The sequence below is a fragment of the Acinetobacter sp. ASP199 genome, assembly GCF_022700675.1.
Lineage (GTDB): Bacteria > Pseudomonadota > Gammaproteobacteria > Pseudomonadales > Moraxellaceae > Acinetobacter.
Genome location: NZ_CP062182.1, coordinates 451357 through 467278, shown reverse-complemented (window position 1 = coordinate 467278; position 15922 = coordinate 451357). Strand labels below are relative to the sequence as shown.

Annotated in this window: 9 protein-coding genes; 6 read left to right on the top strand and 3 right to left on the bottom strand. The window is 41.8% G+C overall.

What is annotated here, in order from left to right:
- Positions 1 to 107: 107 nt before the first annotated feature.
- The 3 genes from clpX to tig all read right to left on the bottom strand — a co-directional run bounded on the left by clpX (position 108) and on the right by tig (position 3580).
- Entirely contained in the window at positions 108 to 1418 is a 1311-nt protein-coding gene (gene clpX / locus IHE35_RS02170) for an ATP-dependent protease ATP-binding subunit ClpX (protein WP_242788969.1), read from the bottom strand.
- Positions 1419 to 1447: 29 nt separating this feature from the next.
- Positions 1448 to 2053, bottom strand: a complete 606-nt coding sequence (gene clpP, locus IHE35_RS02165) for an ATP-dependent Clp endopeptidase proteolytic subunit ClpP (RefSeq protein ID WP_242788968.1) — start codon at positions 2051 to 2053, stop codon at positions 1448 to 1450.
- 195 nt (positions 2054 to 2248) lie between these two features.
- The gene (gene tig, locus IHE35_RS02160) at positions 2249 to 3580 is read right to left on the bottom strand and encodes a trigger factor (protein ID WP_242788963.1); all 1332 of its coding nucleotides are present in this window, start codon (positions 3578 to 3580) and stop codon (positions 2249 to 2251) included.
- A 260-nt stretch (positions 3581 to 3840) separates the two neighbouring features.
- Between tig and IHE35_RS02155 the strand changes: the two genes are divergently transcribed.
- The 6 genes from IHE35_RS02155 (at position 3841) to IHE35_RS02130 (ending at position 15829) form a co-directional block, all read left to right on the top strand.
- The gene (locus IHE35_RS02155; RefSeq protein ID WP_242788961.1) at positions 3841 to 6039 is read left to right on the top strand and encodes a TonB-dependent receptor; all 2199 of its coding nucleotides are present in this window, start codon (positions 3841 to 3843) and stop codon (positions 6037 to 6039) included.
- 288 nt (positions 6040 to 6327) lie between these two features.
- Complete coding sequence (locus IHE35_RS02150) at positions 6328 to 8658, top strand: TonB-dependent siderophore receptor (protein ID WP_242788959.1); 2331 nt, start codon at positions 6328 to 6330, stop codon at positions 8656 to 8658.
- Positions 8659 to 9071: 413 nt separating this feature from the next.
- Positions 9072 to 11327, top strand: a complete 2256-nt coding sequence (locus IHE35_RS02145; RefSeq protein WP_242788957.1) for a catecholate siderophore receptor Fiu — start codon at positions 9072 to 9074, stop codon at positions 11325 to 11327.
- 79 nt (positions 11328 to 11406) lie between these two features.
- Complete coding sequence (locus tag IHE35_RS02140; protein WP_242788950.1) at positions 11407 to 12090, top strand: Fe2+-dependent dioxygenase; 684 nt, start codon at positions 11407 to 11409, stop codon at positions 12088 to 12090.
- Entirely contained in the window at positions 12090 to 13196 is a 1107-nt protein-coding gene (locus tag IHE35_RS02135; RefSeq protein ID WP_242788948.1) for an alpha-hydroxy acid oxidase, read from the top strand. The genes IHE35_RS02140 and IHE35_RS02135 overlap by 1 nt, the downstream gene beginning before the upstream one ends.
- A gap of 314 nt (positions 13197 to 13510) precedes the next feature.
- Positions 13511 to 15829 (top strand): TonB-dependent siderophore receptor, encoded by a 2319-nt coding sequence (locus IHE35_RS02130; RefSeq protein WP_242788946.1) that lies wholly within the window; start codon positions 13511 to 13513, stop codon positions 15827 to 15829.
- Positions 15830 to 15922: the final 93 nt, after the last annotated feature.

Genomic DNA, 15922 nt, shown 5'->3' with positions numbered 1-15922 from the left:
TGATCAGGCGTCCACGCCTAAGAAGTGAGATTAACATTGTGCTTTATTTTTGAAAATAAAAAACGTGCGAAAACTGTTCATTTTCGCACGTTTCAGACGAACAGCAGTTAAGCAGACTTGCTATTTACTAGCTTTAAGTCAGCCTTGGGTGTAGCAGTCTGTTCAATAGCCTCCTGACGTTCCGGACGGAATTCCGGTTTAGCCTCACCATTGATCACAGCCTCACTCACCACCACAGTACCGACATCGGTACGGCTTGGCAGGTCATACATGGTTTCAAGCAATGAGTTCTCAAGAATAGAACGCAGACCACGCGCACCTGTATTACGTTCCAAGGCTTTTTTCGCCACAGCACGTAATGCAGAATCTTCAAACACAAGGTCTACATTTTCCATATCGAACAGATGCTTATACTGACGAGTTAAAGCATTCTTCGGCTCAGTCAGAATTTGCATCAAGGCTTCTTCATCCAGCTCATCTAGCGTTGCAATCACTGGCAGACGACCAATAAATTCTGGAATCAGACCGAATTTCACCAGGTCAGTTGCTTCAACTTGGCGGAACAGTTCAGACAACTTCTTGGTTTCTTCTTTATTGCGTACTTCTGCAGTAAAGCCGATACCACCCTTTTCCTGACGTTGCTGCACAATTTTCTCAAGACCTGAGAATGCACCACCACAGATGAACAGGATATTCGAAGTATCAATCTGAATAAATTCTTGCTGCGGATGCTTACGACCACCTTGTGGCGGGATTGAAGCAACCGTACCTTCGATCATTTTCAGTAACGCTTGCTGAACGCCTTCACCAGATACATCACGAGTAATCGATGGGTTTTCAGACTTACGGGTAATCTTGTCGATTTCATCGATATAGATAATACCCTTCTGCGCTTTCTCGACATCATAATCCGCTTTTTGCAGTAGCTTCTGTACGATGTTTTCAACATCCTCACCCACATAACCAGCTTCGGTTAATGTAGTGGCATCTGCCATGGCAAATGGGACATCCAGCAAACGTGCAAGGGTTTGTGCCAGTAAGGTTTTACCCGAACCCGTAGGTCCTACCAGCATGATGTTACTTTTCGAAATTTCAACGCTGTCATCAGCTTTTTTACCATTGGTCTGCACTTTCAGGCGCTTATAATGGTTATAGACTGCAACAGATAACGTCTTTTTCGCTACGTCCTGACCAATTACATATTGATCCAGCGCCGCACGGATCTCATGCGGTTTCGGCAAAGGACGATTCGCCCAGTCATTGGTTTCCACCTGTTGACTGGTCTGAACCAGATCCAAGCATACGTCTACACATTCATTACAAATGTAGGCGTCTTCGCCAGCAATCAGCTTGCCGACTTCAGACTGCGTTTTACCGCAGAATGAACAATGCTTTTGTCCTTGAGTATGTTCGGACATAGTCTCTCCAATATCTCAATCTTTCAAACTTATGGACGTTTCGTTAGAACTTCGTCCACGAGACCATATTCTTTCGCTTGCTGAGCAGTCATGAAGTTATCACGGTCAGTATCACGCGCGACTTTATCAAAGTCCTGGCCACTGTGTTCTGCCATCAGACGGTTTAAACGCTCTCTGATAAACAGGATTTCACGGGCATGGATTTCGATATCAGATGCCTGCCCCTTAAAACCACCCAATGGCTGGTGAATCATGACACGGGCATTTTCAAGGCAATAACGTTTGCCTTTTGTGCCCGCATTTAGCAGGAATGCACCCATTGATGCGGCCTGACCCATACAATAAGTCACAACATCCGGCTTAATGAATTGCATGGTATCGTAAATCGCCATACCTGCAGTCACCGAACCACCTGGCGAGTTAATATAGAGATGAATATCCTTATCAGGATTTTCAGCTTCTAGAAACAGCATTTGCGCAACAATTAAGTTGGCCATGTTGTCTTCAACTTCACCAGTCAAGAAAATTACCCGCTCACGTAAAAGACGTGAATAAATATCAAAAGAACGCTCACCACGAGATGATTGTTCTACCACCATTGGAACTAAAGCGTTTTCAATCGCTGGAACATACATACGTTTATTTATTCCTAAATTTTTTGTGACTTAACCCATAATTACAATATGAGGGATAATGATCTAAATTGCAAAAAATTCGCCACGAATTCCATGATATTTTTTGCATTAGTTTTGTGAAAAACTGATTAGGTCATAGAAAGCTAAAGTATTAAAAAAAGGCGCTTAAAGCGCCTTTTTTATGACCAGCTAAACTTAGCCTTGTTGGCGAGCTTGCTGAGCTTTCAATAGGTCTTCATAGCTAACCTTAGTGTCAGTCACTTTAGCAGCAGCCAGGATGTGATCAACAACTTGGTCTTCAAGAACAACTGCTTCGATTTGAGCACGTTGTTGCTTGTCGTTTTTGAAGTATTCAATCACTTCAGCAGGATCTTCGTAAGAAGAAGCCATGTCTTCGATGTAAGCTTCTACACGTGCTTGATCAACTTCAATTTTCGCGTCAGCAAGTACTTTACTTACCAATACGCCAAGTTTAACTGATTTTTCAGCTTGTTCTTTGAACAGTTCGTCTGGAAGCATGCTTGAATCAAATGCTTTCGCGCCCTGGGCACCGAACTGTTGAGTGAACTGCTGGATCATTTGTTGACGTTGACGGTCAACTTCTTGAGCAAGCATAGCAGCTGGAATTTCAACTTCGTTTGCAGCTACAAGTGCATCAAAAGTTGCGCCTTTAACCTGGTTGCGAAGACCGTTTTTCACTTCACGTTCCATGTTTTTACGAACGTCAGCTTTAAGTTTTTCAACGCCTTCTTCTTCAGTTAAACCGAAGATTTTCAGGAATTCAGCATCAATTTCTGGAAGTTTTTGCTTTTCAACAAGTTTTACAGTGATTTTGAATTGAGCTTGTTTACCAGCAAGGTTTTCAGCTTGGTAGTCTTCTGGGAAAGTTACATCGATAACTTTCTCTTCGCCTTTCTTCATGCCGATGATGCCATCTTCGAAGCCAGGGATCATACGACCAGAACCTAAAACAAGTTTAAAGTCTTGTGCAGAACCGCCTTCGAATTTTTCGCCATCAACTGAACCTTCAAAATCGAAAGTAACTTGCATGTCTTTTTTCGCCATGCCTTTGGTTTCAGCCCAAGCAGCACGTTGTTTTTGAAGATTTTCGATCATCTTCTCAACGTCTTTATCGTTTACTTCAGCTTCGTTGCGCTCAACTTCAAGGCCTTCAAACTTCACTTCAACTTCTGGGTAAACTTCAACAGTTGCTTCATAAACTAAAGCATCGTCTTTCATTTCAGTTTTTTCAATGTTTGGCATACCAACAGCGTTGATTTTCTCTTGTTGGATTGCTTCAAAAACTGTATCACGAATGATGTCGTTAACAACTTCTTGGTAGATACCAGCACCGTATTCACGACGAATAACGTTCAAAGGCACTTTACCAGGACGGAAGCCGTTGATCTTCGCAGTTTTAGCAGTGCGTTTTAAACGAGCTTCAAATTGCTCATTAATTCGGCTCGTCGGTACAGAAACATTTAAACGACGGGCAACGCCCGAAACCGCTTCAGAAGTTACTTGCATGGCTTCCTCTATATATTTGGTAATAACAGGTTATAAAAAAATGTGCCACATTATATGACATCATTTAAAGATATACAAAACATACAGCCTTGTTACAGTTTTTAGAAACGATTTCTTCACATTATTCCTACTTATACGATGAATCGCTCGTTTGATTAAATATTTATAGACACTTTATTGCAAATGATAAATATTATCATTATTATTGCAAAAATTAATTCAACCCTCTACATTTTCTCCATCTTTTTGGAATCTTGGTTATGCGCACTTTCAGTCTTCGTCCACTTGCTGTGGCTATCCTTGGGGTCACATCATCCTCAGTATTTGCAAATACAGACAATACACCAGTGACTCAATTATCCACCATCGTGGTATCGGCTGCGGGTTTTGAACAAGAATTAAAAAATGCCCCTGCTTCCATCAGTGTTGTAACCAAAGAAGATATTGAAAAGAAAAACGCCACCAGTATTGCTGATTTGTTAGCAGATGTTCCGGGTATCGACGTACGTAATGGCGTTGGTAAAACTGCAGGATTAAATGTCAGCATGCGTGGTATGGGAGCTGATGACACTCTTATTTTAATTGATGGTCGTCGTCAAACGACATCAACGGATGTAACACCAAATGGTTTTGGTGAAACATCAACAGGATTTATGCCACCACTTTCAGCGATTGAGCGTATTGAAGTCATTCGTGGCCCAATGTCTACCCTGTATGGTTCAGATGCCATGGGCGGCGTAATTAACATTATCACTAAAAAAGTTAGCGATGAATGGAATGGTAACGTGACTGTCAGTGGCAACGTTATGGAGCATGGTGCTGAAGCAGATTCTTGGAAAACGAGCTTTTTACTCAACGGGCCTGTAATTAATGACAAACTAGGTTTACAGCTTCGTGGCTCTTATTTAGATCGTCAACGTTCTGAACGTGTTGTAGAAGGTTCAACAAGTAGAGATCCTCGTCCGAATAAAGCAGACAATTACGATGTAGGTAGTAAATTATCATATGTGGTTGATAATAAGAATGCTGTTTGGTTTGATGCTTTTCATTCTAGCCAAACCTATAGCAATGAAGAAAATCGCTTAGGCAACCTAGATTGGACAACTACAGCAAAACTTTCCGATAACTCTGTGGTTCCTTCTGCTGATGGTTATAAAGATGAACTAGAATTTAATCGTACTCAATTTGCAGTTGGTCATGATGGTGATTACGATTTTGGTATTTGGAAAACATATATCAGCCACTCAACTACTGAAACAAAAGGACGCTCACTACCAACTGGTGCATTTACAGAATCTGAAATTATTAACAAAGATCCATTAATTGGTAGTCCTCGAAATTTATCAAATACTGACATTATTGCCGATAGCCATCTAGTTTCAACTATTAGCAATCACAAATTAACTATCGGAACACAATATAAAGAACAAAACATTGAAGATAATATTGCTCAACATATTACGGGTAAAAACGAATTTGATAGCAAATCTTGGTCACTTTATGCCGAAGATGAATGGCGTATTTTTGACAATTTAGGTCTTACATTAGGTGGTCGTTATGAAGATCACTCTGGTTTTGGTGGGCATTTCAGTCCACGCGCTTACTTAGTTTGGAATACCAATGACATTTTAACGGTTAAAGGCGGCGTCAGCACCGGTTATAAAGTACCGTCAGCAAAAGCTTTGGAAGGCAGCCTCATCAACCTAGGCAATCAAGGGAAAAGCTATACTTTCGGCAATCCTGATTTAAAACCTGAAGAATCAACAAATTACGAATTAGGTATCAACCTGCAACCTAATGATCAAATCACTTTTACCGCTACTGGTTTCTATAACGAAATTGAAAATGCTGTCGTATCAGGCATAAGAGTTCCTAGTCATCCTCAATGTCCAGCAGGTAAAACGTGTTCTCAAAGCATCAATGCCAGTGAAGCTGAGGTGTATGGCGTAGAGACAACTTTACAATACAGCATTATTCCTGAATGGGATATTAAAGCGGCTTATACTTATACAAAGAGTAAAATTACACAGAGTAATAATGCTGCAAATGAAGGTAATTATTACAACAACAACCCACGAAATGCGTTGAATTTAACCTCAACGTGGCATATCAATCCTGACATGGATTTATGGTTGCAACATGAGTATAAGTCGAGCCGTGTTCGTTCAACCTCTGTACCAACAGATGCTGATGATCTAGCAATTTATCAAGCTTCAGGCAATAAATTATCTGGTTATAATCTGTTTAATTTAGGTGCAAGTTATACAGTAAATGACCAAGTACGCTTTAATATGGCGGTAAATAACCTTTTAGATAAAGACTTTACCGAATACACAACTGTAGAATATTTGGATGACACCACTAATAAAACAACTCAAAGTTACAAGTATTTGTCAGGATTACAAGGAACATATCTTCCAGGCCGCAACTACTGGTTATCTGTCTCTTATGACTTCTAATCGTATCTAATCAATAAAAAAACCTGCTTCGGCAGGTTTTTTATGTCCTTAAAATTCTTACAAAATCCCTACTTTATGTACATAAAAAATCCCCATCAAAGAGACCTCAAACACCTATTTCCCCAATATTTATTAAATTCATTTACTTAGATATATTTTGTTACATCATTACATTCAATTTTCCAAAATCAGGCATTTATTAGATTGGCAAAAACAATGATAAAAACAAGCATTCACAAATAGGAATAATTATTATTCGCAAACATTTTCAGAATAATTAGTTATCTCATGTCATACATTAAATCACGTAAAAAAATGGTTTCTTCAGCCATCGCCTCATCCCTGTGTATTGTCACTGGTCAAGCCATTGCTGATGATGCTGTGATTCAACTCGAAACCATTCACCAAACCGTCGCCGAAGCACCCAAAGCTTCATTCAAAACGGATCAGTCTGCGAACCAAAAATTTACTGCCCCTCTTTTAGATACACCTAAATCGGTTTCTGTGATTTCAAAACAACTGATCGAAGATACCCAAGTTACTAGTCTTACAGATGCACTTCGTACTGTTCCTGGTATTACGCTAGGTGCAGGTGAAGGTGGTAACCCAAACGGCGATCGTCCATTTATTCGTGGTTATAACTCTGAAAGCTCAATGTATGTAGATGGAATTCGTAGTGCAACTTCGCAAAATCGTGAAATGTTTGCTGTAGAACAGGTTGAAGTCACCAAAGGTTCGGCTTCTGCTATGGGCGGTGCAGGGACCACTGGTGGTAGCATTAACATGATTTCTAAAGTTGCCAAAGCAGGGGATTCTTTAGAAGGTTCTGTTGCTGGAGGCACTGACAGCTACGCACGTATTACCTTAGATGGTAATAAAGATTTTGGTAATGGTGTTGCAGCACGTGTGGCGGTGATGGGTCATCATAATGAAAAAGCCGGTCAAAAAGACGGTACTGAATATAAACGTGCAGGTATTGCGCCAAGTATTACTTTTGGCCTGGATACCCCTACCCGTGCAACCTTAAGTTATTACTACTTAAAAACTGATGACACGCCAGATTCAGGTGTACCTTATAACAATCCATTTGGTGCCCCAGCTGCTGGTGCGACAGACAATAGACCTTTAAATGGCAATGGTAAACCAATTAATGTTAAACAAGGCGTTTACTATGGTTGGGAAGATCGCGACTTCCAAAAACAGGAAAATCAAATCGGTACGATCAAACTTGAACATGATTTAACCGACAATCTGACAATTTCCAATACTGCTAGCTACAGTAAATCTAAAAATGATTACCTGTGGACCAATCCTGATGACTCAAAAGGTAACATTTATCTAAATAATAGTGTTTTTGCACGTGCAAATTCACGTGTAGCTGATACAGATACTTTTACGGATCAATTAGCACTTACAGGTAAATTCAATACTGGCTCACTACAACATAGCTTTAACTTGGGTGCCGAATATTCTGACCAAGAAAATGACCGTACCCAGTATATTATCAATGGCTTAAATGCTACTGGTAGTGCCTATCAAACATGTCCTGATAGTGCACCAGCTGGTTGGTGTACTCCAGTTCAAAATCCCAACCGAGGCCCATGGACTGGCACAATTAGTACAGAGGGCGCTGATCAATACAACACAAGAACCAAATCTACCTCGATCTATTTCTTAGACAGTATTGAATTTAATCCTCAATGGATTTTGGATCTAGGTCTTCGTTGGGATAAATTTGATACAGAGCAAACCATGACTTATGGCGCGAATAACGCTGCAACAAAGCCAACAACCGTAGATGGTGTTGTCATTCCTCCTAAGAAGAATGTTGGTGACCAAGACACGGTAACAAGCGATACCGACTTTTTCACCTACCAAGCAGGGGTAACTTTCAAACCTGTTGAAAATGGTTCAATCTATGCAAGCTATGCAACTTCAGCTAACCCAGTTGGTGTTGATGCAGGTGATGGCTCTGAAGGTATCGGAGAGGCTTACAGTAACCTTGACCCAGAAGAAAGCCGTACTTTTGAAGTGGGTACAAAATGGGATTTATTCGATGATCGCTTGAATTTAACCGCTGCGATTTTCCGTACTGAAAAACAGAATGCCCGTATCCAGCTTGATTCAACCACTTATGCAAATATCGGCGAAAGTAAAGTAGACGGTTTTGAACTTGGTTTGAACGGTAACATCACGGATAAATGGGCAGCTTCTCTAGGTTACACCTACTTAGATAGTGAACAAACAGATCCAGGTCCATCTTGTACACGTGCTGGTGTGTGCACCTACCCGAATGCTGCAAAAGGCAAACGCTTACCAAATGTTCCTGAAAACAGTGCAACACTTTGGACAACTTATGCGTTCACACCATCATTCACCCTTGGTGCGGGTGCGGTTGCTATGGACAAAGTTTATGGTGATGCAGCCAATACTAAATATGTTCCAGGTTACGTACGTTACGATGCAATGGCTCGTTATAACGTGAACAAAAATGTTGACTTACAATTGAACGTAAATAACCTGACTGATGAACGTTACTTCACCAAAGCATATGCTTCTCACTATGCAACTGAAGCAGAAGGCCGTAACGCAGTACTTTCTCTAAACTTTAAATACTAAGTTTTAGCTTCTTCCCTCATCAAAAAATAGCCTCATTCGTGAGGCTATTTTTATTTTCTGAAAGATATAAAACCTTAAATCTAGATTTAGTTATATTTACGCACCTTTTGATAAAAAGCTTTAAATAGAAAATAATTACATTTTTTTAATCTTAGGTAAAAAACTGAAAAATAAGTTTATTTTGAAATTTTTCTTAATAGAAATCCTAGATTAAAGTTTGAATATTAAACAGTAATTTCATCCATAAATTCATAAGAATGACTTAATTGAATATTGTTAATGATAATTATTATCACTAAAATTCGTAAAATTGTTAAAGGCCATAACAATAACTCCATAATTGCTGCTATTTGATGAACTCGAGCATATCAAGGTGGTAAGGGAAATATTATTCAATTCAGGAATTCTGTCACATGGCACATATCAAAAGCCGAAAACATCATTACAAGACTTCATTGGTCGCACTTGCTGCAACTTTGCCACTGATCACTCATGCAGATAACATCACCAATGAAGGCGTAATTCAGCTTCCAGAAATTACAGTTAAGAATAAAACTGCAAATGAATATAAAGTGGATCAATTAAGTTCCGCTAAATCTAGCCAAGCTTTAGTAGATACGCCTCAAACTGTTTCGATTATCAACAAGAATTTATTAAAAGAACAAGGTGCAACTACTTTGGTTGAAGCCTTACGCAATACGCCAGGAATTACCTTACAACTCGGTGAGAATGGGAATACCAGTGCTGGCGATGCCTTCCAGATGCGCGGCTTCTCAACTCAAAGCTCCACCTATTTAGATGGCATTCGTGACCTCGGCGCTGTAAGTCGTGATGTATTTAACCTGGAACAGGTGGAAGTCGTAAAAGGCCCTGCGGGTGCCGAAGGTGGGCGTGGTACGGCGTCTGGCTATGTGAATCTGGTCAGCAAATTGCCTCATTTAGAAAACAGTCGTGAAGTCTCTGCTACCTACAATACGGCTGAACATACGCGTCTTGCCACTGACATTAATCAGGCGATCAATGACAGCGTTGCTGTCCGTTTAAATGCAATGGGTCAGGATGGCGGTGTAGAAGGTCGCGACTTTATCGAGAATCAAGGCTGGGCTGTTGCCCCTTCTATCGCTTTTGGTCTGGATAGTGATACTCGACTGTATCTTTATTCCCAGCATATCCGCCAACGTAACATTCCGGATGGCGGTATTCCAACGATTGGCATGAAAGGATTCTGGAATGCAGATCCGCTAATCGCCAGCGCACCTAAAGTAGACCGTGAAAATTATTATGGCCATGTAGATGACCATGAAGATGTTGATGCTGATATGTATACAGCCAAAATCGAAAGTGACTGGGCTGAAAATCTGAAATTTACCAATATTACCCGTCTGGGCAATACCCAGATGCAGCGTACTTTGACGGGGATTAATAGCCTTTCAAGAAATGACTCTACCAATCCTCAAGACTGGACAGTAAGCCGTTCACGCCAGGGTGTTGATCAGGAAAATAAAATTCTGGCCAATCAGAGCACGGTGAACTGGAATGTCAAAACCGGTTCAGTAGAGCATGATCTGGTCGCTGGCGTAGAACTCTTAAAAGAGCAGCAACATTCCAGAACACTGGCTACACAAATGCCAGGGCAGCCTACTAACAGTACACCACCCGCGAATCTATACCATCCTGACCGTCACCAGAATCTGCCTGATCCTGTGTATACGGGCGCTTATTCGGATGGTGAAACCCAGACGGCGGCTGCTTATCTTTTCGATACGCTCAGGTTTGGTGAACGTTTCCAACTCAATGGTGGCGTCCGTGTCGATTATTACGATACCAATTACGATGCACTGGGTTATTCAACCGATAGTACGACACTAGCAGTGACTGAAACCAAAACAGATTTAAAAGCCCATGACACTTTATTCAGCTGGAAGCTCGGTGGTTTATATAAGCCAACCGCCTACAGCAGTGTCTATGCATCTTATGCCAAATCCCTGACACCGCCTGGCAGCAGCAACTTTAGCCTTTCAACTACAGGAATAAACAGCTCGGCAGCAGACCCTCAAGAGACTCATCATTATGAAATTGGCACCAAATGGGACCTGCTGGATGGTGATCTGGCTTTAAATGCTGCGGCATATTATACCGAAAATGAAAACCAGTTTACCCAAGATCCAATTACCCGCGAGTCTGTTCAGGAAGGTAAGACTACAGTTAAAGGAATCGAATTGGGTGCTGTCGGTAAAATTACCGATGCTTGGAATATTTCAGCTGGCGTAGCTCATATGAAAACCGAGCAAAAAGGCCAGTTCAGTGTCAACTCCAACACGGGTGCAGTGACCCAGACCAATAGTGTACGCTGGTCACCTGAATGGACCGCTTCACTATGGACGACCTATAACATTGCTGGTTTAAAACTGGGCTTGGGAGCACGTTATGTGGATGAGCAAAAACGTGTGATTACCGACAGTACTGCAGCAGCAAATATGCCAAGTATTCCAAGCTATGTCGTATTTGATGCCATGGCCGGTTATACCTTTAATGACCAGACTTCTTTAAACCTGAATATTTATAATCTAGCAGATAAAGAGTATATCAGCACGCTGAATAATGGAGGTGGCCGTATGATCTTGGGTCAACCACGTTCAGCAGCTTTAACCCTGAACTATAAATTTTAATTCAGCTTTTATCTCTATCTATCAATATCGTGTATTCTCTTGAATGCACGATATTTTCAATTGCAGGAATGCTTTTAAAATGATGTTACATATCCCGGCAGTATTAAGCAAAGCCCAAGTTGCCGAACTGAGACAGCAATTGGATCGTTCAGAACACTGGATGAATGGGCAACTCAGTGCCGGGAGTCAGGCACATAAAATCAAAAAGAACCTGCAGCTGGATTCTTCTTCTGTCCTGTATCAGCAGATTAGCCCTATCATTTTACAGACGCTGAAAAGTCATCATTTAATTACTTCTGCTGCCCTACCGAAACATATCCTGCCGCCCCTGTTTAACTGTTATCAGGATTCAGGCACCTATGGCAATCATGTGGATAATGCCATTCATTATTCACCCCTACTTGGACAGGCCATTCGTACCGATGTGTCACTGACTTTATTTTTATCTGAAATCGATGAATATGAAGGTGGTGAGCTGGTCGTTGAAGACCAGTATGGTTGCCATGAAGTGAAACTGGATGCTGGTGATGTGATTGTTTATCCATCGACCAGCCTGCATCGGGTTGAACCAGTAACTCAAGGCAAACGTATTGCTGCCGTGACCTGGATTCAAAGTATGGTTCGCGAAGATGCCAAACGCAGCATGCTGTTTGATCTAGACATGACGATTATCAAACTACGCCAACAGCTTGGCGATACTGAAGAAGTCCTGCAGCTTACTCATCATTATCACAATCTGATTCGTCAATGGGGTGATTTATAATGTCACGTGAACCAATGGCGCCATTAACCCAGATCCCGGCCTACCTACAAACCATTGCTGACTATGAAATGGAGGCAAAAAAACATCTGTCCAGTATGGTCTGGGATTATCTGCAAGGCGGCTCCATGGATGAAGTCAGTGTCCGGGATAATTTACAGCAATTTCAGGATATTCAGCTTCTGCCGCGTATGCTGAAAGATCTGACCCAAGGCAGTACTGAAATTGAAATTTTTGGACAGAAATTTCCGCATCCGATTTTCCTGGCACCGATTGGACACCAGCAGCAATTTCACCCTGAGGCTGAAGCCGCTTCTGCCCTCGCCGCAGAAGTGATGGGCAGCAATATGATTCTCAGCACTTTTACTAATACCGATATGCGAGCACTCAAGCAGGATAATCCTCGCAAATGGTTCCAGCTTTACTGGCAAGGGCATCGGGAAAAATCTTTAGCTTTAGTGAAAATGGCTGAAGCGCATAATTATAAGGCGTTAGTGATTACGGTGGATTCACCGCATACTGGCATCCGCGATCGTGAACGTCGTGCTTTTTTCTATTTACCGGAAGGCATGCAACATCCGCATACGCCTACCCATATTCCCCTTCCAGAATTAAAGGAAGGTGATCATCCTGTTTTTAATGGACTGATGAAAATTGCCCCGACTTGGGAAGATGTTGCCTGGATGGTACAGCAGACCCATTTACCGGTCATTCTAAAAGGAATCGTGCATCCTCTGGATGCCCAGCTGGCGATTCAGCATGGGGTAAAAGGTCTGATCATTTCCAATCATGGCGGCCGGGTACTGGATACCTGCATTTCTCCACTGATTGCCCTACAACTAATTAAAAAGGTTGTGCCAGCAGATTTTCCTCTGATTTATGATGGCGGTATTCGCCGTGGATCTGATGTATTCAAGGCGATTGCCTTAGGTGCTTCTGCTGTCCTGATTGGCCGTCCTTATATTTATGGTCTGGCGACTGCTGGAGCACTTGGGGTCGCGCATGTGATCAAAATCCTGAAAGAAGAATTTGAAATTACCATGGCCTTAATGGGAACAGCGACCGTGGCAGATATTCAACCGGACTGTCTGTGTAGTGGAATTGATTAATTAGGATTTAATTGAAAATAAAATTGAAACATCAATGAGTTAAAAAATATATTTATCTTCTTGAAGCGTCTTTAAAAGTAATTCAATACAGCATTATCTATCAACAGCTATTATCAATAAAAACCAAACAAGATCCACATTTAATCAATCTATATTAAAAACATAGCGTTGATTCTCAATTTGCACTCTAGTCTATCTATTTTTTAAATTGATTAAATTTTATTCATCGCCAATATCAATACAAGAAGGATAGCAACGATAACAATAATAATTATTATTTGCTAATCCAAACTTAAAAATAAAAAAGAATCATTATGAGCTATATAAAATCTCGTAAAAAAATAGTTTCTTCAGCCATCGTTTCTTCCCTTTCTTTTGCATCCGCACATGCAATTGCCCAAGAAAACGTGGTGCAGCTTGAAACCATCCGTCAGGAAGTGCAAGTGGAATCTGTGCCAGGTTTAAAAATCGATCAGTCGGCAAATAGCAAATTTGTTGCCCCTCTCCTGGATACCCCGAAATCTGTGGTTGTGATCCCTCAGCAACTGATTGAAGATACCCAGGTTACGACCTTGGCAGATGCTTTGCGTACTGTGCCGGGGATTACCCTAGGCGCGGGAGAAGGTGGTAATCCAAATGGGGATCGACCTTTTATTCGGGGTTATAACTCGGAAAGTTCGATGTATGTGGATGGTGTACGGAATTCGACTTCACAAAACCGGGAAATGTTTGCCGTTGAGCAGGTCGAAGTCACCAAAGGTTCTGCCTCTGCCATGGGCGGCGCTGGTATCACTGGCGGCAGTATTAACCTGATTTCAAAAGTGGCGAAAAAGGGAGATGCACTGGAAGGTTCTGTTGCGGGTGGTACAGATATGTATGCACGTATCACTTTAGATGCTAACAAGGACTTCGGCAATGGTATGGCGGCTCGTGTCGCGGTCATGGGCCATCAGAATGAAAAAGCGGGTCAGCATGACGGTGCGGAATATAAACGTGCGGGTATTGCACCTAGCTTCAGTTTTGGTCTGGACAATGCAACACGTGGTACTTTGAGTTATTACTATCTAAAAACTGATGATATTCCAGACTCAGGCATTCCCTATAACAATCCATTTGCAGCGACCAATGCCAATGTCGCTTTAAATGGCAATGGAAAACCAATTGATGCCAAAGCTGGTCAATACTATGGCTGGAAAGATCGTGATTTCCAGAAACAGGAAAACCAGATTGGTACCTTTAAATTGGAACATGACCTGAATGACAATCTGACCCTAAGTAATACGGCGGTATTTAACCGTTCCAAAAATAACTATCTCTGGACCAACCCCGATGATTCACGCGGGAATTTCATTTTGAATGGCAATGTCTGGGCACGGGCCAATTCACGTATCGCAGATACCGGTACCTTTACTGACCTACTGGCTTTAACAGGCAAATTTGATACTGGTGCTATTCAGCACAGCTTTAATCTGGGTGCAGAATATTTAGATCAGGATACCGAGCGTACCCAATATATTATTAATGGTCTGAATGCTACAGGAAGCTCTTTTGCGGCTTGCGGTATTCTTGCCAATGTGGCCTTAGGCTGGTGTACTTCTGTAGACAATCCAGACCGGGGTGCGTGGACAGGGACTATTAGTACGGACGGTGCGGACCGTTATGATATCGAGACCAAATCAAAATCGATTTACTTGCTAGACAGCATCGAACTTCATCCACAATGGATTCTGGATCTGGGTGTACGTTGGGATGATTATAAAACCCAGCAAACCTTGACCTATGGACGATTCAATAGTGCGGTGACAGGCGCAAACAATACACCAATTACCGCCGTTCCAGGTGATCAGCTGACCCTCGAAAATGAAGAAGACTTTTTAAACTATCAGGCAGGTCTGGTCTTTAAGCCAAGAGAAAATGGCAGTATTTATGTCAGCTATGCCACTTCCTCGAATCCGGTCGGTGTCGATGGCGGTGATGGCTCTGAAAGTATTAGTGCAGCTATTGAAAATTTAAAAGCTGAAAAAGTTCGTACTATGGAACTGGGAACTAAATGGGATCTTCTGGAAGATAAACTGAATCTGACAGCCGCCATTTTCCGTACTGAAAAAACCAATACCCGCTCCGCCGACGCTGATGGCAGTACCCGTAATATCGGTGAGACCCGTGTCGATGGGATTGAGCTGGGTATCAATGGAAATGTTATTGAGAAATGGGCAATTTCTGCAGGCTATACCTATTTGGATAGTGAAGTGATTGATGGTGGCTTTGAGAATATTGGAACTACAGCAAATCCTATCTATGTACCAAGCTCGAACAATGGCAATCAGGTTCAGAACGTAGCAGAAAACAGTGCAACCTTATGGACAACCTATCAGATCATACCTCAACTGACATTGGGTGCCGGTGCTGTGGCAATGGATAAAGTTTATGGCAATGCCGCCAATACCAAATTTGTTCCCGGTTATGTGCGTTACGATGCCATGGCACGTTATCAGGTGAACCCCAATGTGGATCTGCAGCTGAATATCAATAACCTGTCCGATACGCGTTATTTTACCAAAGCGTATTCTTCCCACTATGCCACTGAAGCAGAAGGCATCAGTGCCGTTTTAGGGCTGCATTTTAAATACTGATCTGAGCAATCTTCATGCTATTACAGGCTAGTCTGGATCTATCAGGCTAGCCTTTATTTTTTGATATGAAAGATTTCATGTACGCATTGCTTA

Excerpts from the sequence above, each read along its gene's own strand:
- clpX (WP_242788969.1), bottom strand. The coding sequence starts at position 1,418 with ATGTCCGAACATACTCAAGGACAAAAGCATTGTTCATTCTGCGGTAAA.
- clpP (WP_242788968.1), bottom strand. The coding sequence starts at position 2,053 with ATGTATGTTCCAGCGATTGAAAACGCTTTAGTTCCAATGGTGGTAGAA.
- tig (WP_242788963.1), bottom strand. The coding sequence starts at position 3,580 with ATGCAAGTAACTTCTGAAGCGGTTTCGGGCGTTGCCCGTCGTTTAAAT.
- IHE35_RS02155 (WP_242788961.1), top strand. The coding sequence starts at position 3,841 with ATGCGCACTTTCAGTCTTCGTCCACTTGCTGTGGCTATCCTTGGGGTC.
- IHE35_RS02150 (WP_242788959.1), top strand. The coding sequence starts at position 6,328 with ATGTCATACATTAAATCACGTAAAAAAATGGTTTCTTCAGCCATCGCC.
- IHE35_RS02145 (WP_242788957.1), top strand. The coding sequence starts at position 9,072 with ATGGCACATATCAAAAGCCGAAAACATCATTACAAGACTTCATTGGTC.
- IHE35_RS02140 (WP_242788950.1), top strand. The coding sequence starts at position 11,407 with ATGATGTTACATATCCCGGCAGTATTAAGCAAAGCCCAAGTTGCCGAA.
- IHE35_RS02135 (WP_242788948.1), top strand. The coding sequence starts at position 12,090 with ATGTCACGTGAACCAATGGCGCCATTAACCCAGATCCCGGCCTACCTA.
- IHE35_RS02130 (WP_242788946.1), top strand. The coding sequence starts at position 13,511 with ATGAGCTATATAAAATCTCGTAAAAAAATAGTTTCTTCAGCCATCGTT.